Consider the following 19,607-nt stretch of genomic DNA (forward strand, 5'->3'; position numbering starts at 1 on the left):
ATTGTTAGCACTGGCCACGGCGTTTGATGCCGGTGAAGCGTCTCTCCAAACGGACGGTGTGATGTACGGAACGGTGATTGCGGTGCATAACGTGTTGGCGTGGCTGGTGCTGGCCATTGGGCTGATGGTCCTCGTGCAGGCGGTCACCGCCAAGGCCACATGGGGACCGGAGCAAACATCGTGGGTGCGACGGCTCACGCTGCTGGTGCACCTGCAGTTTGTCGCCGGGCTGGTGCTCTGGTTCGTGAGTCCTACGGTCGCCGCCGCGCGCGCAGTGATGGGGACAACCATGAAGGACGCGGCGCTCCGTCGTCTGGTCGTTGAGCATCCCACCCTCATGCTGCTGGCCGTCGTGGCCGCCACCGTCACCAGCGTGATGGTACGGAAGGCGCCGAGCTCCGAGACCAAGGCCAAGAAGGCCCTCATGGGCACACTGCTCACGCTGGTCCTGGTGGCGGCCGTGATTCCGTGGCAGAACCTCATTTCGCGCTGGACCGCCTGACCATTCCGCGAGACGAATGGCTGTGGGGGTGGGACACCACCCCCGGCATCGTCTCGGTGTGGGCCGAGGAGTCCGGACAGGCGACCGTCTGGCGACGGCCCGACGGTGGAGCCCTCCTGACGGAGAGGGCCAAATTCCGCCCCTGGGTCCTGCTGTCGTCGGTTGACGATCTGCGGGCGGCTGGTGTGCGCTACCAGCATGATGACGGTGACGCGAACGCGCCCGGCATTCGCGTGCGAGAGCTCGCGGGGCCGGGCGCGTTGCGTGTGGCCGTGTCGGCAGAGCGCTGGAATGTGTTGGAAACGGCCATCTGTCGCGGGGCCTCCAAGCGCCTCGGGCAACGCATTACCCGTGTGCAGCAACTGCCACGACACGAGCGACACGTCCTGCCGCCGGAGGAGCAATACCTCGTGGCAACCGGTCGGACCTACTTTCGCAATCTTGCGTTCGCGCAACTGCAACGGCTGCAGTTCGATCTCGAGACCACCGGGCTTGACCCGCGTGTTCATCGCATTTTTCTCATCGCCGTTGGGACACCGCACGGCGATGTGGAGCTGCTGGAAGCGCGCGGCCAGGACGATCACGCGGAAGCCGACCTGCTCAGGCGTTTCGTGACGCGGGTGCAGCAGCTTGATCCCGATGTCATTGAGAATCACAATCTGCACGGGTTCGATCTGCCGTTTGTGCGGCAGCGTGCCAAACAGCTGCGCGTACCGTTGCCGCTTGGGCGGCTGCACCATACGGCGCTGGTGGAGCGCGCCGCCATGCGTGGCGTGTCGAGTGATCGCGATGGGGCTGATGAGCGACGGGTACGGCTCATTGTCCCTGGGCGCGAATGCATCGATACGCTCGACGCCGTCCGGCGTTACGACTTTGCGGCGCGTGAATTGCCCGGCTACGGACTCAAGGCGGTGGCACGTCACTTCGGGCTCTCCGGGCCAGCGCGCGAACTGATCCCTGGCGATCGGATTCACGCCGTGTACGCCAGCGATCCGGATCGCGTACGGCGCTACGCCGCCGCGGACGTTACCGAAGTTGCCGGACTGGCCAGGATTCTGGGGGGCGCCGCCTTTGCGCTCGCGCGCATGGCGCCCCGGCGCTACGAGCGGCTCGCCGATGCCGGAGCAGCCACGGGAGTCATTGATCCGTTGCTCGTGCGTGCCTATCTGCGGGCGGGGCACGCGCTGCCCGCGCACGCTGATGGCGACGGCACGGTACACAGCGGGGCCGCGCTCTATCTGTTCACAGCCGGTGTGGTACAGCGGGTGGTGAAGGTGGACGTGGCCAGTCTGTATCCGTCGCTCATGCGCGCGTTTCGGATTGGCCCGGTACGTGATCCGCTGCAGGCGTTGCTGTTCCTGGTGGACCAGCTGGTGGAGCAGCGGTTGCACGCCAAGCAGCGGGCCAAAGAGGCGGCGGCCGGATCGGACGAACGTTTCACGCAGGAGGCCATGAGCGCGGCCATGAAGCTCGTGGTCAACTCGGCGTACGGGTATCTGGCCGCCGGCGACGGGCTCACGCGCTTTGCCGACGTGCACGCCGCCAACGAGGTGACGCGTCGTGGCCGGGAGACGCTGTTACTCATGTGTCGTGCACTGGCCGAGCGTGGCGCTCAGCTCATTGAAGCCGATACCGATGGGGTGTACTTCGGCGTCCCCGACCACTGGAGTGAGCACGACGAGCGCGCGATGGTGGATACTGTGGCGGCCCTGCTGCCACCGCTCGTTCGGCTGGAGTTTGAGGGGCGTTACGCCGCCATGCTGTCGCACGAAGCCAAGAACTATGCGTTGCTGACCTTCGATGGCCGCCTGCAGCTGAAAGGCGTGGCCTTTCGGTCCAGCCGCGCAGAGCCGTACGGTGAGGCCTTCCTGCGTACCGCCATTGCCCGACTGCTGGCCGGCGATGTCATTGGGGTGCGCGCGGCCTATCTCGACACGCTGACGGCGCTGCATGGCCGTGCCGTGCCCACGGTAGACGTGGCATCGCGCGTGCGCCTGCGGAAATCCCCCGAGGCCTACGCGCGATCACGCCAGCAGCGCCGGGAGTTCGCTTATGAAGCCCTGTGGCAGAGCGGGCGCCAGCAGTGGGCGCCGGGCGATCGTGTACGCGTCTACCGCGGCGCCAACGGCACCGGGCGCGTGATCGATGAAGTGGAAGACGAGGCACGGCTCGATCACGATGCGCGCGACTACGATGTGGCGTACTACGCGGCGTTGCTGCGCCGGACCTTTGCCGCGCGATTGGCGCGCGCGTTCCATGCCCACGACTTCGACCTGCTCTTTGCCGACGCCGAGCAGCTTCCGCTCTTTGCGCCGGCACTGGAGACCATCCGGCCAGTGGCCACCCGCGAGGATGACGTGTGGCAGCTGTTGGAACCGGAACCGCTCAGTACAACAGGCCAGACGTAGATACCACGCCGCTTGTAGTGGCCGACACACTGTACGGGGTGCCTGCCGCGGTCCAGCTGTTGGCGTTGAAGGTGCCGCCCGCGGGGACCCGCAATACCTGCATGGCTCCGTAGACGAGCGGGGCTGACAGGGTGGAAGCCCCGCGACTGGCGGTGGTTACCAGATACGCGCCGTTGCCCGTTCCAAAGACGGTCGCCGTGCCGGCCGCCGTAATGCCCACACCGGCGCCCTCATCGACCGCGAGCCCGCGCGGGGCACTGGCTTTCCCATCGGCCTGAAGCCGGGCGAGAAAGGTGTACAGCCGTCCCATACGATCCCGTGGCACGAAGTGCGGCTCCGCCAGCGTGTTCGTGAGCTGCGGCACGTTGAACAGATTCCGCGCAAACGTGATGGACGGGTCGTACGGGTTCGCGAGCGCCATGGCCGATGTGGTGGACACGGTTTGCGCTGAGTAGATGTGCTCGCTGAGTACATTGAGCCCCGCACTGGTGCCACCCACCGCCGCGCCCTGACCGAGCCGCGCGTTGACGGCGCTTTGCAACGCCGTACCCGTCCAGAGATTCACATACGTGGACTGGTCCCCACCGGCAAAGAAGATGACCTCGGCTTTCCCAATGGCATTCGACACGGTGGCACTGTTGGCGCCAGCCACCGAGGTAATGACAAAGGTGGTGACCGTGTTGGCCCCCAGCTTCGCGAAGTACGTGTTGTAACCGCTGCTGCCACTCGTCCGGAGCACCACGACGTCGCCGAAGCCCGAACCGCTGGTGCGTGTGCCGCCCTGCGCGAGCAGCCATTTCATGCCGGCGGCATCGTCGGTGCCACCGCCGGCCACGTAGACGGCCCGATTGCCCCCGTTCGTGGTGACATCCGGGCCCTTGCCGGTCACGTACATCTGAAACCCGGTGCTCGGCTGTTTGGCAAACAGAGCGTCACCGGGTGCCGTCGGCAATGCACTGTCCTGATGGCAGGCGGCGAGCAGCGCGACTGCGGCGAGGCGCGTCCCGTATGCAAAGTGTCGAGACGTCATGGCAGGGCACGAAGGGATTGGGATGGACAGGCATGCCGCGACGGCATTTCGCCGGGCGCCGCGAAAGAATGCACTAGCGCGTTCCCACCGGATAGAGCAGGTAGGGTTGAATCCGCGCACGAAAGCGGGCCGCGTCTGCATTCCACCCCTCAAGAAGGGCATCAATCGTGCCTTTTTCGACTGCGTTGGCCAGCGCGTCAGTCCCCGCCAGCAGATCGATGCTGCGCCGCCGGTTGGGACCGTTCAGTGCTTGCCCTCGCCACGAGAATTCTTTGGGGTGCGCGACGTAGAACGCGCGCAACATCCGGATCCCCACTTCGACGGGGCGAACCGCATTGCGATCGGTGACCACCACCTTGATCATGGGGATGGTCGTTCCGCCAAACTTGTAGCCGGCTTCGATGGTGCGGGTGGTCGTGTCAAAACGCACGCCAGGCATCCTCAGCGCGTTGAGCGCGCTGGCTACTGCGGCATGATCGGTGAGATAATCCGCACCGATCAGCGTGAACGGGGCGTCGGTGCCGCGCCCCTCGGTGGCATTCGTCCCCTCAAAGAATACGGTGCCGGGATACAGGAGTTCGGCGTCGAGGCTCCGCAGGTTGGGCGACGGATTGACTCGCGGCAGACCGGTTTCGTCGAACCACAGGTCCCGCGTGTACTGCTGCATGGGAATGACGGTGATGTCTGCGTTGAGCGCCTTCGTGCCCACGAGGTAGCGCATCAACTCACCAGGTGTGAGACCATAGCGAAGTGCGACCGCGTGCTGTCCGACCAGTGACCGGTAGGCGAGATCGAGGATGTTCCCCTCAACTCGGTCCGCGCGAATGGGGTTGGGGCGGTCCAGAATGATGATGGGCTTGCCGGCACTCGCGGCGGTCAGGGCCAGCGTCCACTGGTACGTGTAGACACGGGCCCCGACATCCTGGATGTCGTAGATCAGCACATCAATGTCTTTCAGCATGTCCGGCGTGGGGACCCGCACCGCACCGTACAGCGAGTGCACGGTGACGCCTGTTCTGGCATCCACCCCGCTGCCGACCTTTTCACCGGCCTTGGCTTCTCCGCGGATGCCATGCTCAGGGCCATACAGTGCCGTGAGCTTGACGCCGGGGGCGTTGAAGAGCAGGTCGACGGTGCTGGTGCCCTTCCGGTCGCGCCCCGAGTGATTGGTGAGCAAGCCGACACGCTTGCCCCTGATGAGATGCAGGGAATCGGCCAGCAGCACTTCGATGCCCGGGATGACGTTGCCACGCTTGGCCGTCGGTTGGCCGTCCGGGAGGTCGCGCGAAGCCCCCCACGGGGCGGGTGGCGGAGGCACCGGCGTGCGGAGATCAAACTCCACACGAAAACGGCGGGAGGTCCCTTCACGCTCCAACTGATAGACGAAGGTGCTCGTGGTGACGTCCACCGTCCACACGTTGGTGCGGGCGGCCGGAATCATGGCTTTGGTGAGGCTGTCAGCGGCAAAGGCCATGCGCGCCGCCGACCCACCGGGACGGGCCTCCCCGCCATACTGGGTCACGGCGTCCGCCGAGCCATCCTCGTGCCGATGATCGTGCTTGAGCCGCACGCCGTCGGCCGTGCGAGTGAACACCCACGTCCGGGAACGATTGTCGCCGACATGAAAGGGGACGCGAACCGTATCGCCGCACTCCCGTACGTGCATCACCAGGCGTTGTCCCAGCATGGCACTGTCGGTTGGCTGGGGGTTGATCAGCCGGCCTTCGAAGGCCTGGCCGCAGCGGGCCCGCAGCGCCTGCAGGAAGTCGTCGGCCGGGTCGCGGGGGCGGGCGGGTACGACGGCGGCCAGGGTCAGCAAACCGACCAGCAGGGGCAGGGGGATCGGCATGGCGGTGTGGCGGGGCAGAGGAATTGAGGGGAATCTGAAATGAAAACCCGGAACCCCAAACTCCAACCCACAACCCGGAACTGATCAGTTTCGGGTTGTGGGTGAGGGTTACGGGTTCGAGCAAAAAACAAAAACCCGCCAACGATGTAAATCGTTGACGGGCCTCTATTTATCTCAGTCGGGGCGACAGGATTCGAACCTGCGACCTCGTGCTCCCGAAGCACGCGCTCTACCGGGCTAAGCTACGCCCCGTTGACTGTCCAACACCCATGATCCGGATGACGTGCCCCCATTCGGATCTCAAAATGCGCCTGGAAGGACTCGAACCTCCAACCTTCTGATCCGTAGTCAGATGCTCTATCCAATTGAGCTACAGGCGCAACGGATCGTGTATCACCTACTGCCAGCGTGTCCCACTCCCCTTGCCACGAGGGCAAGGGACCAGCAACCTAGTGAGTCTTTTCGGCCGTCGCTACTGCTCCGTCCGCTGATTTTCACCCGGGTACCACACCTACGATGGGTCGTACAAGACTCGAACTTGTGACCTCCACGATGTCAACGTGGCGCTCTAACCAACTGAGCTAACGACCCTCGACATCGGCCCTACAGAGCGGGAAACGGGACTCGAACCCGCGACCCCAACCTTGGCAAGGTTGTGCTCTACCAACTGAGCTATTCCCGCGTTTCACCCCTCCAGCCCAAACCGGAGGGAACCGCCGACCCGCTTTTGGTCTTGGTGAAAGTACACCAGACCGAACCGATCGGGGTATGGAGCTGAGGGGAATCGAACCCCTGACCTCTTGAATGCCATTCAAGCGCTCTCCCAACTGAGCTACAGCCCCGGCACCCCTTACCTCCCCGCACCACAAACCATGACCAGCGTCCGTGCCCGCAGGGTATCAGGAACCGCGCAGTCTAGTCAGGTGTATGTCCGGCGTCAAGCAGACTCGCAGAACTCGCACTGGCGAATAGCTCGCGGTGGCGTATCTTGCATGGCTCCCCCCAGTTCGCTGATGAACCTGCCGATACTCGGCAGGGCCAGCACAACCGGTGCGGGATCCGGGGTGAGTGCCGGCGCCGATGGCTGGCAAGCCGACCCCCCGTTTCGCAGCTCTTTTTTCGTCTCCTCTGCAGGGATGATGTCTCATCCCGAGGTTGCATAGCACACCATGACTGAAGTCAAGCGGAAGCGCCGTCGCGCGGCCCCCGCGGGCATCGCGCCCAGCGAACCGGAACGCGACATCCTCGACCAGTACCTCTACGAAGTCTCGACCTATCCGCTGCTCAAGGCCGCGGAAGAAATCGAGCTCGCCAAGAAGATCCGTGCTGGTGACCAGGATGCGCTCCAGGAACTGGTGAAGCGCAACCTTCGCTTCGTCATTTCCGTCGCCAAGAAGTACCAGAACCGCGGCCTGCCGCTCATCGACCTGATTGGCGAAGGCAACGTGGGGCTGCTCACCGCGGCGCGGAAGTTCGATCCTGACCAGGGCGTCAAGTTCATCTCGTACGCCGTGTGGTGGATCCGTCAGGCCATTCTGTCGTCGCTGGCGCGCCAGGGACGCACGGTTCGCGTGCCGCTCAACCGCACCGCCGACCTCTCGCGTATCATCAAGGCCTCGGAAATCCTGCGCCAGAAGCTGCGCCGTGAGCCGTCGCCCGAAGAGCTCGCGCAGGTCACCGGCCTGTCCGTAGACGTCGTGCAGTCGCTCGCCGCCCTCAACACCGGCGACGTGCGCCTCGATGCGCCGATGGATCCCGATGGCGATCGCTCGCTCATCGAACGGTTCGTGGCCGACGAAATGCCCGACACCGAAGAGGAAGCCATGAACCGCTTCCTCACCGACGAAATCGAGCAGGCGCTCTCCACGCTTCCCCCGCGTGACGCCAAGGTGCTCCGCCTCTACTTCGGCCTCGAAGGCGGACGCGAGCACACCCTCGAGGAAATCGGCTCCATGCTGGGCGTGACCCGCGAGCGTGTGCGCCAGCTTCGCGACCGGGCGCTCAAGCGCCTCCGCGAAGGCGATGTCGGACGCGCGCTGAGCAGCTTCGCGGCGTAAGCAGCACCGGCCGCGACACCGCGGCCACGCACAACGCGAAACCCGAACTCAAAACCCGGAACCGATCAGTTCCGGGCCCTGAGTTCGGGTTTTGCGTTTTTGGGGGTCGCGAACTAGCCACAATCGCCCGAAGCCGTCATATTTGTGATCCGATGATCGAATTCAAGAACGTCCACAAGGCATTCGGCCCCAAAAAGGTCCTCCGCGGCTTCTCCCTCACGGTCAACGAGGGAGAAACCATGGTGATCATCGGCTATTCGGGAACCGGCAAGTCCGTCGCCATCAAACACATCGTCGGCCTGCTCGAGCCCGACGAAGGCGAAGTGTGGGTGGACGGGCTCCGGGTCGATCAACTCTCGCGCAAGGACCTCTACGCGCTGCGCGGCAACATCGGCTACGTCTTTCAGTTTGCCGCGCTGTTCGACTCCATGACCATTGGCGAAAACGTGGCCATGGGGCTGCGCAAGCAGGGAGAACTCACCGAACAGGAAATCGGGACTCGCGTTACCGAAGCCTTGAATCTGGTGGACCTCCCCGACGTGCAGAACCGCATGCCCTCCGAACTCTCGGGGGGGATGCGCAAGCGCGTCGGCATCGCGCGCGCCATTGCGCTGCGCCCCAAGTACATCCTGTACGACGAACCCACCACCGGCCTCGATCCGGTCACCTCGGCCACCATCGATCAACTCATGGTGCGCATGCGTGAACAGTTGGGCGTCACCGGCATTGTCATTACCCACGATATGCGCAGCGCGTATACCGTGGGCACACGCATTGCCATGTTGTACGAGGGACAGGTGCATGCTGTCGGCACGGTGGACGAAATCCAGCACAGCAAGGATCCGCTCGTGCGGCAGTTCGTGGAAGGGCGTCCTACCATTGACGATGAGTCGGTCCTCGTGGCCGGGTTGCCGGGCAGCTTGCCGCCCGATGTGGCGACCACGCCCCATCGCTGATGATGCCCATGCCCTCCCGCGACCCGCACAAGCGCCCACGCGCCAAGCTGGAGACCTCGGCTGGGGGCGTCGTGTATCGGTTGCAGGACGGCGAACCGCTGTTTCTGCTCATTCGCGACAGCTACAAGAACTGGGGGTTTCCCAAGGGACACCTCGAGACCGACGAAGCGCCGGACGCGGCGGCCGTGCGTGAAGTCCGTGAGGAAACCGGACTGCACAACGTGATGCTCGACGGGGAGATCGACACCATCGACTGGTTCTTTCGCTTTCGCGGAAAGCTGGTACACAAGGTGTGTCACTTCTTCCTCATGCGCACCGAAGCCGAAGACACCATTCCGCAGCGCGCCGAAGGGATTACCGCCTGCAAGTGGGCCTCGTTCAGCGAAGCCCTCGAGATGGTGTCGTACGCCAACGCGCGGGACGTGCTGCTGCGCGCCAACGCCATGGTGCAGGGCGTTGATGTGAATCTCGATCCGGCCGAAGCGCCGCGTCGCGCCACCCCGCCCGCGTCCATGCAGGCGCTGGCGCCTGTAGTGCCGTCGGCTCCGCGTTCCGCGTCCTGAGTTCGCGCGACATGTCCCCTGCCACCAAAGCGTCGGAATCGACGGCGGCCATGCTGTGCGTGGTGGCGCTGCTCAAGCGTGATCGGGCCCGGCACATGGTACGCGCCGCTTTTCCGCGCCGCCGCGCGCATGTGGTGGCCGCCAAGACCGCCGCTGAGGTAGAGGCGCACTTGGTCAAGGAGTTGGTGGACGCCGTGATCATTGACGCCGGCGCGGGGGACGACGCGCACCGCTTGTTGTCGCGCGCCGACGAGTTCTCGAGTGTGCCGTTCCTGCTCATCACCACGCTGCTGCCGGCCGATGCCCCGCTGGTGGCCAGAGCCGCCGAATCCGGCGTCTGCGACCTGCTGGTGGAAGGCGTGGACGATGCCGCGGCGCGCGAGCTGGTGTCCCGCCGAGCCTTTTCGGCCCGCTTCGAGCGGGCCCTCAGTACGCCCCCGGCCACGCTGCACCTCGAAACCCCCCTCCAGATTGCCGTCTGGCAGAGCGTGGTCAAGCGCGCCGGTCGCCCCGTGCGCACCGACCAGCTGGCCAAGGAACTGAGCGTGTCCCGCGAGCACCTCTCGCGCAGTTTTGCCGTGGGGCAGGCGCCTACCCTCAAGAAGGTCATCGACCTGGTGCGGGTGCTGGCGGCCGCCGAGCTCTCCAAGAACTCCGGCTATGACGTGCGCGACGTCGCCGAGGTGCTGGGCTTTGCCAGCTCGTCCCATCTCTCCAGTACCACCCAGCGGCTCGTGGGGGCCAAGGCCTCCAGTCTCAGCCGGCTCCGGGCTATGGATCTCCTGGAACGGTTCAGCCGTTTCGCCGCCATGCCAGACGGAGAGGAAGAGCGGGTTGCCCCAGCTCCGTCCTTGTGATAATTTTCACAAGCTGTTCCCGAATCGTATCCAACGCTTAAAAAACGCCTCGTAACATGGCCACCCAGACCGCCCTGCGTCCCGGCGAAATAAAGGACATCCTCCTCCGTGAGATCGAGGCTGCCGACCTCGCCGATCTCAATGTCGAGGAAGTCGGTACCATCCTTGAAGTGAAGGACGGTATCGCCCGCGTCTACGGCCTCGGTAAGGTCATGGCCGGCGAAATGCTCGAGTTCACCGCCTCCGAGACCAAGCAGGTCATCACCGGCATGGCGCTGAACCTCGAAGAAGACAACATCGGCGCCGTCATCCTGGGCGACTACCTGCAGCTCAAGGAAGGCGACGAAGTCCGCCCCACCGCGCGCGTGCTCGAAGTCCCCGTCGGTCCCGAGCTCATCGGCCGCGTCGTTGATCCCCTCGGTCGTCCCATCGACGGCCTCGGCGAGATCCGCAGCACCACCTTCCGCAAGGTCGAATCGCCGGCGCCCGGCATCATCGTGCGTCAGCCCGTCAAGGAGCCCCTCCAGACGGGTATCAAGGCTATCGACTCCATGATCCCGATCGGCCGCGGTCAGCGCGAGCTCATCATTGGCGACCGCTCCACGGGCAAGACCGCCGTCGCGATCGACACGATCATCAATCAGAAGGGCCAGGGCGTCATCTGCGTTTACGTCGCCATTGGGCAGAAGGCCTCGACGATTGCCTCGGTGGTGGAAAAGCTGCGCCAGGCCGGCGCGCTGGAGTACACCATCGTGGTGGCCGCCTCGGCGTCCGACCCGGCCCCCATGCTCTACATCGCGCCCTACTCGGGCTGCTCGATGGCCGAGTACTTCATGTACAACGAGGGCAAGCCCACGCTGTGCGTGTACGACGACTTGTCCAAGCAGGCCGCGGCGTATCGCCAGCTGTCGCTCGTGCTCCGTCGTCCGCCCGGCCGCGAAGCGTATCCGGGTGACGTGTTCTATCTCCACAGCCGCCTCCTCGAGCGCGCCGCCAAGCTGCGCGAAGACGACGGCGTGGTGGACGGCAAGGTCATTCTCAAGCCGGGCGGGTCGCTCACTGCGCTCCCCATCATTGAGACGCAGGCCGGCGACGTGTCGGCGTACATCCCGACCAACGTGATCTCCATCACCGACGGTCAGATCTTCCTTGAGACCGACCTGTTCAACGCCGGCATTCGCCCGGCCGTGAACGTCGGTATCTCGGTGTCACGCGTCGGTGGTTCGGCACAGACGAAGGCCATGAAGGGCGTGGCCGGCCGTCTCCGCCTCGACCTCGCGCAGTTCCGCGAACTCGAAGCCTTCGCCGCCTTCGCGTCGGATCTCGACAACGCGACCAAGCGTCAGCTCGAGCGCGGTGCGCGCACGGTGGAAATCCTCAAGCAGGGGCAGTACTCGCCCATGCCGTTCGAAGAGCAGGTGGCCGTCATTTATGCGGTGACCAACGGCTTCCTCGACACGATCGACACCGGCAAGGTGCGCGCGTGGGAGAAGGGCTTCCTCGAGTATCTCCGGGCGCAGTTCCCGCAGGTCCTCGACGGCATGCGGACCACCAAGGCGCTCAGCAAGGACGCCGAGGCGGAGCTCAAGCGTGGCATCGAGCAGTTCACGAAGTCGTTCGTCGCCTGAGTCGCTGAGCCATGGCTAAGGGCCGCGAACTGAAGGGGCGCATCAAGTCCGTCGAGAACACGCGCAAGATCACGCGCACGATGGAAATGGTGGCCACTTCCAAGATGAAGCGCGCGGCAGATCGCGTGTCGGCAGCGCGTCCGTACGCGCTGGCGCTCGGCGAGGTCCTGTCGCACGTCTACACCCCGGAGCTGGCGGAGCAGTTTCCGCTGCTCCGTCGCCCCGCGCAGATCAAGCGCGCGGCGCTCGTGGTGCTTACCGCGAATCGTGGACTCTGCGGCGCGTTCAACACCAACCTGCTTCGGGAGTCGCGTGCACGCCTCACGGAGTGGGAAGGACAGGGCGTGTCCGTGGAACTCCATGTCGTGGGGCGCAAGGGCATTGGTTTCTACAAGTATCTCGGTCGCACGCTGGCCGGGTCGCGCGCTGATATCGGCGATCGCCCCAGCTCCGCCGATGCGGCCTCGCTGATTGACGGACTGATGGAGCGGTTTGCGGCGGGCGATCTCGACGCCGTGTTCATCACGTACGCGAAGTACAAGTCGGCGCTCTCCACCCCGCCAGCCACCGAACAGGTGTTGCCGGTGGTGGCGCCCGCTACGGTGGGTGGTAGTGATGTTGCGCGCGATTTCATTCTCGCGCCCTCGGCTACGGAGATCCTCGAAGCACTGTTGCCGCTCTATGTGCGCAACAGCGTCTACCGCGCCCTCGTGGAAACGGCGGCCGGTGAGCAGGGCGCCCGTCGGACGGCCATGAAAAACGCCACCGATAACGCCACCGAGATGTTGCAGCTCCTCAAGCGCACGTACAACTCGGCGCGTCAGGCGCAAATCACGCAGGAAATCGCCGAAATCGTCGGCGGTGCATCGGCACTGCAGGGCTGACGTTTCACCATATCCAGTACGCACTCATGGCTACCACTGCCGCGCCGACCACTGTCGGCAAGATCGTTCAAGTCATCGGGCCCGTCATCGACGTGGCCTTCGAGAACGATCATCTGCCCGAGCTCTATAACGCCGTTCGCGTCGAAGCGACTTCGCCTGACGGCGCCCGTATCAACGTGACCGCCGAAGTGCAGCAGCACATCGGCCGCAACCAGGTTCGCGCCGTGGCCATGTCGTCCACCGACGGCGTCACGCGCGGCATGGATGTCATCGATACCGGATCGTCCATCACGGTGCCCGTTGGCGCGCCGGCGCTGGGACGTATCCTCAACGTGCTCGGTGAGCCCGTTGACGACGGCGAGCCCATTCCGGCGAGCGCCGAACGCTGGCCCATTCACCGCAAGCGTCCGGACTTCGTCAACCTCGAGCCCAAGACGGAAGTCTTCGAAACGGGCATCAAGGTGGTTGACCTCGTTGCCCCGTTCGTGAAGGGTGGCAAGATCGGTCTCTTCGGCGGTGCCGGTGTCGGCAAGACGGTCATCATTCAGGAGCTCATCAACAACGTCGCCAAGGGGCACGGTGGTAAGTCCGTGTTCTGTGGCGTGGGTGAGCGCACGCGCGAAGGCAACGACCTGTATCTCGAATTCCAGGAAGCCGGAATTCTCGATAAGGTGGCGCTGATTTACGGCCAGATGAACGAGCCGCCGGGAGCGCGTCTTCGCGTCGCCCTCGCGGGTCTCACTGTGGCCGAGTACTTCCGCGACCAGGAGAACGCCGACGTGCTGGTGTTCGTCGACAACATCTTCCGTTTCACGCAGGCTGGTTCGGAAGTGTCGGCGCTGCTCGGACGTATGCCGTCGGCCGTAGGCTACCAGCCCACGCTGGCCACCGAAATGGGTGAGTTGCAGGAGCGCATTACCTCCACACGCAACGGCTCCATCACCTCGGTGCAGGCCATCTACGTGCCCGCCGACGACCTTACGGACCCGGCGCCCGCGACGGCCTTTGCGCACTTGGACGCCACGGTCGTGCTCAATCGTAAGATCACCGAGCTGGGCATCTACCCGGCCGTGGATCCGCTCGATTCCACGTCGCGCATTCTCGATGCGCAGTACGTGGGTGAGCGCCACTACACGGCGGCGACCACCACGCAGCGCATTCTGCAGCGCTACAAGGAACTGCAGGACATCATCGCCATTCTCGGCATGGACGAACTCTCGGAAGACGACAAGAAGATCGTCGGACGGGCGCGTCGTCTGCAGCGTTTCATGTCGCAGCCGTTTGCCGTGGCCGAGCAGTTCACGGGTATCCCCGGCAAGTACGTGAAGCTTGAAGAGACCATCTCGTCGTTCGAGCGTATCTGTGCGGGCGAGTTCGACAATCTCCCCGAGCAGGCGTTCTTCATGGCCGGCGGTGTGGACGACGTCGTGGCCAACGCCAAGAAGCTCCAGGGCTAAGACGTGAGCGATTCCCTCAAAGTGTCGGTGATCTCGCCCGAGCGCGTGCTGTTCGAAGGCACGGCTCGGGGGGTGATTGCCCCGGCGTTTGACGGCGAGCTGGGCATTCTGCCCATGCACGCGCCGCTCATGACGTTGCTGGGGCGCGGCACGCTCCGCGTGGACACGGTGGACGGTGAGAAGCGGTTTGCCGTAGACGGTGGATTTTTGCAGGTGGTGGATGACGCCGTGCGCGTCGTCACGGAACAGGCGAGCGCCGCGTAACGCGCTCGGGTGGGGCGAGTGTGTAGTTGGTAGTTCAGCTCCTGTAGTTAGTGTGCCGCGCCCACTGGGCGTGAGTGTCGCCGCGGGGCTCGTCGTGCAGAGCGGTGCCCGACGAGCCACCGCGACGACCGGACAATGAATGCGGGGCGAACGCCCCCCAATGGGACCACGAGGCAACGATCGCGTTGCGTGGGCCGTAGGAGAGGCAGGAAACGCTCCCACCTTTGCGTTTCGTGCACGGTGCAGGTCGCAGCGTGTCTGCTCGCGTCTTTCCACGCTCCCCATGGCTCTCCGCGTTGCCGTTCTCGGCCAGCTTCCCGAAACGCTGCTTGCCCAGCTGTCGGAACTGGCTCTTTCCCTCGATCTGACAATCCTGCCGCAGGCGACCACGGTGCCTGGTGCTCAGCAGGCGTTGTCGGCCCCCGTCCCGGACATCGCCGTGGTGGGGAGCTCGTTCACTGACGGGTCGGCGTACGCGTTTCTGCGCGCCCTGCCCCCGGGAGACCGCCCGGTGGGGCTGGTCTGCGTGGGGAGCCGCGACGAGGAAGCCGTGGTGGCGTTTGAGTTACAGGCCACCGACTTTGTGCTCTTGCCCGCTCCCTCGGCGCGTTTGCTGGAGGCGGTCAGTCGGGCTCGGCAGCAGGTGTTGCAATTGGCGCTCCTGCGCACGGCCGACGAACTCCAGCGGCTGCTCAGCGAAGCCGGGGCGGCTGGTGGTGTTGATCTTTCGGCGTTGTTCAGCGCGCGGACCGGACACGGGCAGGTGCTCGCCCCGGATGGCCTTGGTGCTAACGGGGAAGGGGCGCGCCGGCGTCGGGCGGTTGGTGGAACGGCCACCGGCACCCTCATCGCGTCGTCACCCTGGCGGGCTCCGTCCCGTGTGACCGCAGACCGGAGTGGGCGGGCTCGTGATGGCGCCGATGAAGCGATCCTCGACCTGACGCAGGAAGATGGTGGGCGCGCCGGGAGTGAGGCGCGGCCATTGCGCGTCCTCGTCCGCGAAGGGCGTCGGACGCGCTTCGTGCCGCTGGCTGAGGTGGACTGGTTCGAGGCCGATGGCAATTACATCCGCGTGCATACCGCCGGCGAGAAATTCCGTACCCGCGGTACCATTACGGCCATCGAGTCGGCCCTCGACCCGCGCCAGTTCGTGCGTATCCACCGGCGAATTGTGGTGAATATGGATCGGGTCCGCGAAATGACCCCGTTGCCCGGCGGCGATGGGCTGCTGGTGTTGGGCGATGGCGCCACGCTGCGCCTCTCGCGGACGTACCGGTCCCGGGTGCGGTAATAGGGCAGCGCCTGGCGCGGCGCCGAACCACAACAGGGGAGATGGCAGCCACACAGATGGCAGCAGGCGGCCAGAGCAGTCCCTGGCCCCTGCCATTTGAGTGGCTGCCGTCTGCATGCTGCCTTCACCGCCCCAGCTGAACCCAAGTCCTCGGAGCACTCAAGTGACGCACGTCATGGGTCTGCTGTTGGTAGTTCCGTAGACACGGAACATCCTACATCTGGAACGGAGTGTCACTCCGCATGCCGCTTTGGGCGGGGGAACCCGGAGGAACTTTGTGGGACGAGTCGTGAGCAAAACGGTGCCCGTTCCGAAACATCTAGTCCGAGTCGTTCTCGGTTCGTCCCACCGAGCGTACGATTTTTCATTGACACGGACGCGGTCGGTGCTAGTTTGCCGCTCTGGTATTCCTCAGGTGTCTCAACACTGAGTCTACCGTGCTTCGCTGTATTTCGGTGAAACGGAGACCTGTTGCCGGCTGGGCGGCGCTTTGCAGCGCACCACCGGGAACGGGTGTTCAGCTTTTTTTCGTAGTCTGGGCCGACGCGTGCCGCGCGCGATCGGCTCACCCAGTGTCGGATCGCTGCTTTCTTGGTCACCGGATTGGTGGTCAGGGTTGCCGCGGCCGGCGTTGTAGGCGTTTTGGGGCCCCGCGCTGGTGCGTGGTTACGAAACGTTGTCCCGTGGCACTACCCTCCCGGAGGAGCAGATGAGGTTTCTTGGACGTCGTCGGTGGTTATTCGCGACGGTCCTAGGCGTAGCCCTGGCCGCGCCGATCACTGCCGCACAGGCCCAGACCGGTAAGTTGACCGGTGTGGTCACCGATGCGGAAAGCGGCAAGCCCATTGAGGGCGTCGCGGTGGTCATTCAGGGTACCACGCTTGGGGCCAATACGAACGCTGCTGGACGCTACTTCATCATTTCGGTTCCGCCCGGGACCTATACGGTGCAGGCCCGTCGGTTGGGCTTCCAGAGCGTCAACGCCACAGATGTGCGCATCACCATCGACGTGACGCGCGAACAGAACTTCAAGATCAAAGCCACCAACCAGACGCTGGCCGCCATCACGGTGCAGGCGGAAAAGACCCCGCTCATTGAACGTGGACAGGTGGGTTCCGGCAGCACGATCAGCGAAGAGCAGATTCAGTCGCTCCCCGTGACGTCCATTGCCGGGGTGCTCGCCCTGCAACAGGGCTTCCAGGAAGTCCCGCAGAACACGAGCCTTATCTCGGTCGCGGAAGAGCAGCGGAACACGTCACAGCCTATCCGCGTGCGCGGTAGCCGTGGCGGTTCGACGCTTTCCATGATTGACGGTGTGCCGATCAACAACTCGATCTTCGGGTCGAACGCCATCGACATCAACTCGTTTGCCGTCAGTGGTGTGGACTTCCGCCGCGGCAACATGGACCCGCAGTACGGCAACGCGCTGTCGGGTATCGTCAACAGCTCCATCCGTGAAGGCGGCTCGCAGGTCGCGGGCTCGATCAGCTTCCAGAACGGCACGTTGCCGGGTGAGCTGTTCAACTCCACGCAGGACAAGCTGGGTGGCAACAACCTGCTCCGCGGTTACCTCGCGGGCCCGGTGCCGGGGACCAACTCCAAGTTGCGTTACTCGGTGTCCGGTCAGGTCGAAAGTGGCGCCGCCCGCGTGCTTGAGTTCGACCAGGACATCTTCTCGGTCAACCAGGACGTCGAGCGCTCAGAAGTCCTTCCGGCCTACTCGCGCGACCTCATCAAGGGGTGGCAGGCGTTCGGTGGCCGTCAGAATGCGCAGTTCGTGGGCAAGCTCACGTTCCTGCCGTTCGACAACACCAAGATCAACTTCACGGCTATCGGGGCCGAGCGCGCGAATCGTCCGTACGATCGCCGCTTCATGTTCTCGTACCAGCCCGACCCCCTGTCGCTGGTGAACAACCGCGCCGACTCGTTGTTCGTCATTAACGACCAGGGTCTGGTGTTGCAGCGCGATCTGACGCCCACGTCCATTCGCGACAAGAGCAACATGTTCATCGCGTCGGTCGAACAGCGGTGGGGGCGCAGCTCCCTCACGTTGCGCGCTGCCCAGCTCGATTTTGAACGCGTCACGTGCCCCATCTATCGTGGTGTCTGTTTGCCGGCGCCGTTCTGCCAGGCCAACTTCGCGCAGGGCTTCATCAACCCGTCGCCCACGCTGTGCAGCACCGTGCCTGATCAGGGTGCTACCGGCCAGCTGTTTGGCGGTGAGAAGTTTACCGATCGGACCTTCCGCGCCGACTTCCAGTCGCAGGTCACCGACCACAACAACCTGCAGTTCGGTGCCCAGCTCGTGCAGCACGATCTGGTGTACAGCGACCGCGCGGCCGGCCCTGGTCAGTCGGGCATTACGCCGCTCACGTATCAGGTGTACCGCGCCAAGCCGTACGATGCCGCCGCCTACGTGCAGTCGGTCATCGAATACGACTTCATCAGCATCCGCCTCGGCGGCCGTTTTGACTACGGCGTCGCGCGTGGCAGCAGCTTTGCCAACCCGCTCGACCCGGCCAACGGCACCACGGCCCGTGAGGTGTGCAACGGTGCTACGGTCGCCGGCAAGCAGCTGCTGAACGCGCAGGGCCAGCCCTACGGCACTACCGGCTGCTTCGCGTCGGCAGAGAATCCGGCCACCAAGCGCCCCATTCTGCTCGACTCGGCCACCTCCATCGCGCAGGGTGACGACTTCACGGCCGCGCGGGCGCGGACCGCGTTCAGCCCGCGCATTGGTGTGAACTTCCCGCTCACCGAGCGTTCGCAGCTGTTCTTCAACGCCGGTCGCTACACCAAGGTCCCCAATTACGCCGACGTGTATCGCAACACCGGCACCGGGACCGTGGCTGGCCTCACCGCCGACGCCGACCGCTATTGCGCCGCCACGCAGGTAAAGCCGGGCACCGCCGAGTGCGCCCCGGATATCCGCGCCACCAACCCCACGTACGTGGGTAACGTGAACCTGCTGCTCGAAGAAGCCAAGTCGTACGAAGTGGGCTACTCGACCACGTTGGGTGAGCAGAACAACTACGGTCTGCAGGTGGCGGTGTACAACCGCTCGGAAACCGGCCTCACGGGTATTCGCGCCAGCCGCGCCCTGAACGACATCGGCTCCACGTACGACGGGTCGGCGCCGCAGTATCGCGTGGTGGTGAACGGTGACTTCCTGACGGCGCGTGGTATGGAAATCTCGCTCGACCGCCGCCTGTCCAACCGCTACCAGTACAGCGTGAACTACGGCATTGCGCGGTCCACGTCCAACTCTCAGGCGCCAGATCGCGCCGACGAAATTGCGCGGACCGAAGCGAACCGCGTGCAGCTCATTGAAACGCTGACCGACGGCAACATTACGCACACGGCCAACGCGTCTGTGACCTATCGCGTGCAGAACGACCTGCCTACGTTGCCGTTCAACGCCGGCCGTCTGCTGCGCAACACCACGGCGAGCTTCACCTACCAGATCCGTAGCGGCAATCCGTACACGCCGGTGCGTGCCACATCACTGGCCAACATCGGTGTCACAAACGCTGCCTCGGATATCAACTCGGGCACGGCGCCCAGCGTGCAAGACATGGGTCTGCAGCTCGACAAGCGCTTCGCCATCAAGAACGTGAACTACTCCGCCTTCTTCCGTGTGAGCAACCTGCTCGATCGCAAGAACTGCGCGCAGGTGTTCGTGAATACCGGCAAGTGCGACGCCGGCTTGCGTGACTTCCAGAACCGTCGTGTTGGCAACACCGGTGACGTGACCACGTCTACCGGATTTGACCAGCCTGAATTCATCGGTGCCCGCCGCAGCCTGTTCACCGGCATCACCGTCAGCTTCTAAGTCCCCCTCCCGAGCACGATGACTTTCAT

General features: G+C 64.5%; 14 protein-coding genes and 5 tRNA genes. 12 read left to right on the plus strand and 7 right to left on the minus strand.

Annotated features, from left to right (window positions below):
• The first annotated feature begins 1 nt into the window (after nt 1).
• Together GEMMAAP_RS04375 and GEMMAAP_RS04380 are read left to right on the plus strand one after the other, a co-directional pair.
• Nucleotides 2-502, plus strand: a complete 501-nt coding sequence (locus tag GEMMAAP_RS04375) for a hypothetical protein (protein WP_053334267.1) — start codon at nt 2-4, stop codon at nt 500-502.
• Entirely contained in the window at nt 469-2,910 is a 2,442-nt protein-coding gene (locus tag GEMMAAP_RS04380; protein ID WP_238588180.1) for a DNA polymerase domain-containing protein, read from the plus strand. Before GEMMAAP_RS04375 ends, GEMMAAP_RS04380 begins: the two co-directional genes overlap by 34 nt.
• Here the strand turns inward: GEMMAAP_RS04380 and GEMMAAP_RS04385 are convergent.
• From GEMMAAP_RS04385 to GEMMAAP_RS04415, 7 genes are all read right to left on the minus strand, one after another.
• Nucleotides 2,888-3,940 (minus strand): cyanophycinase, encoded by a 1,053-nt coding sequence (locus GEMMAAP_RS04385; RefSeq protein WP_053334266.1) that lies wholly within the window; start codon nt 3,938-3,940, stop codon nt 2,888-2,890. The two genes, GEMMAAP_RS04380 and GEMMAAP_RS04385, sit on opposite strands and share 23 nt — an antisense overlap.
• A gap of 73 nt (nt 3,941-4,013) precedes the next feature.
• Nucleotides 4,014-5,789: an exo-beta-N-acetylmuramidase NamZ family protein gene (locus GEMMAAP_RS19950; protein WP_053334265.1), complete on the minus strand. Its 1,776-nt coding sequence runs from the start codon at nt 5,787-5,789 to the stop codon at nt 4,014-4,016.
• A 178-nt stretch (nt 5,790-5,967) separates the two neighbouring features.
• Nucleotides 5,968-6,041: transfer RNA gene (locus GEMMAAP_RS04395), tRNA-Pro, on the minus strand.
• Between the two features lie 54 nt (nt 6,042-6,095).
• Nucleotides 6,096-6,169 (minus strand) — tRNA-Arg (locus tag GEMMAAP_RS04400).
• A gap of 137 nt (nt 6,170-6,306) precedes the next feature.
• Nucleotides 6,307-6,380: transfer RNA gene (locus GEMMAAP_RS04405), tRNA-Val, on the minus strand.
• Nucleotides 6,381-6,398: 18 nt separating this feature from the next.
• Nucleotides 6,399-6,471, minus strand: a tRNA-Gly gene (locus tag GEMMAAP_RS04410).
• An 87-nt stretch (nt 6,472-6,558) separates the two neighbouring features.
• Nucleotides 6,559-6,631 (minus strand) — tRNA-Ala (locus GEMMAAP_RS04415).
• A 327-nt stretch (nt 6,632-6,958) separates the two neighbouring features.
• Between GEMMAAP_RS04415 and GEMMAAP_RS04420 the strand changes: the two genes are divergently transcribed.
• The 10 genes from GEMMAAP_RS04420 to GEMMAAP_RS04465 all read left to right on the plus strand — a co-directional run bounded on the left by GEMMAAP_RS04420 (nt 6,959) and on the right by GEMMAAP_RS04465 (nt 19,578).
• Nucleotides 6,959-7,846 carry a sigma-70 family RNA polymerase sigma factor gene (locus tag GEMMAAP_RS04420; protein WP_012682199.1) on the plus strand — a complete coding sequence of 296 codons (888 nt, stop codon included), beginning with the start codon at nt 6,959-6,961 and terminating at the stop codon, nt 7,844-7,846.
• 152 nt (nt 7,847-7,998) lie between these two features.
• Nucleotides 7,999-8,802: an ABC transporter ATP-binding protein gene (locus GEMMAAP_RS04425; protein WP_053334264.1), complete on the plus strand. Its 804-nt coding sequence runs from the start codon at nt 7,999-8,001 to the stop codon at nt 8,800-8,802.
• Nucleotides 8,803-8,810: 8 nt separating this feature from the next.
• Nucleotides 8,811-9,365, plus strand: a complete 555-nt coding sequence (locus tag GEMMAAP_RS04430) for an NUDIX hydrolase (RefSeq protein ID WP_158514730.1) — start codon at nt 8,811-8,813, stop codon at nt 9,363-9,365.
• 11 nt (nt 9,366-9,376) lie between these two features.
• Nucleotides 9,377-10,222, plus strand: a complete 846-nt coding sequence (locus tag GEMMAAP_RS04435; protein ID WP_026850086.1) for a helix-turn-helix transcriptional regulator — start codon at nt 9,377-9,379, stop codon at nt 10,220-10,222.
• 56 nt (nt 10,223-10,278) lie between these two features.
• The gene (atpA, locus tag GEMMAAP_RS04440) at nt 10,279-11,850 is read left to right on the plus strand and encodes a F0F1 ATP synthase subunit alpha (protein ID WP_026850085.1); all 1,572 of its coding nucleotides are present in this window, start codon (nt 10,279-10,281) and stop codon (nt 11,848-11,850) included.
• Between the two features lie 11 nt (nt 11,851-11,861).
• Nucleotides 11,862-12,734, plus strand: a complete 873-nt coding sequence (gene atpG, locus GEMMAAP_RS04445; RefSeq protein ID WP_026850084.1) for an ATP synthase F1 subunit gamma — start codon at nt 11,862-11,864, stop codon at nt 12,732-12,734.
• Between the two features lie 26 nt (nt 12,735-12,760).
• Nucleotides 12,761-14,191, plus strand: coding sequence for a F0F1 ATP synthase subunit beta (gene atpD / locus GEMMAAP_RS04450; protein ID WP_026850083.1), 1,431 nt, complete (start codon nt 12,761-12,763; stop codon nt 14,189-14,191).
• A 3-nt stretch (nt 14,192-14,194) separates the two neighbouring features.
• The gene (gene atpC / locus GEMMAAP_RS04455; protein ID WP_026850082.1) at nt 14,195-14,455 is read left to right on the plus strand and encodes an ATP synthase F1 subunit epsilon; all 261 of its coding nucleotides are present in this window, start codon (nt 14,195-14,197) and stop codon (nt 14,453-14,455) included.
• 283 nt (nt 14,456-14,738) lie between these two features.
• A complete protein-coding gene (locus GEMMAAP_RS04460) occupies nt 14,739-15,746 on the plus strand; it encodes a response regulator transcription factor (protein WP_053334261.1) in 1,008 nt (335 codons plus the stop codon).
• A gap of 709 nt (nt 15,747-16,455) precedes the next feature.
• On the plus strand, nt 16,456-19,578 hold the full coding sequence (locus GEMMAAP_RS04465; RefSeq protein WP_145978997.1) for a TonB-dependent receptor: 3,123 nt from the start codon (nt 16,456-16,458) through the stop codon (nt 19,576-19,578).
• Nucleotides 19,579-19,607: the final 29 nt, after the last annotated feature.

It is taken from the genome of Gemmatimonas phototrophica (assembly GCF_000695095.2).
Classification (GTDB): Bacteria; Gemmatimonadota; Gemmatimonadetes; order Gemmatimonadales; family Gemmatimonadaceae; genus Gemmatimonas; species Gemmatimonas phototrophica.